The organism is Streptococcus suis (assembly GCF_002964045.1).
GTDB classification, from domain to species: Bacteria; Bacillota; Bacilli; order Lactobacillales; family Streptococcaceae; genus Streptococcus; species Streptococcus suis_U.
The window spans coordinates 1-279 of record NZ_POPB01000416.1 but is presented as its reverse complement, the minus strand read 5'-3'; the positions used below and the strand labels follow the sequence as shown (position 1 = coordinate 279).

Annotated in this window: 1 pseudogene; it reads left to right on the top strand. The window is 44.8% G+C overall.

Features of this window, described 5'->3' with window-relative positions:
• Positions 1–279, top strand: a pseudogene (locus C1E99_RS10640) (cell division protein FtsZ); the annotation flags it as partial.

Below are 279 nucleotides of genomic sequence, written 5' to 3'. Positions count from 1 at the left end.
CAACAATTGATGGTGCAGAGGATGTCATTGTCAATGTTACAGGTGGTTATGACATGACTCTGACAGAAGCAGAAGATGCTTCAGAAATCGTTAATCAGGCTGCGGGTCAAGGTGTTAACATTTGGTTGGGTACATCTATTGATGAAACAATGAAAGATGAGATTCGTGTGACTGTTGTGGCTACAGGTGTTCGTCAAGATACTGCTGATAAACCAGCCCGCCATCGCACGGAAGCTGTTTCACCACGCCCTTCTCAACGCTTTGATCATTCAGTAGCAT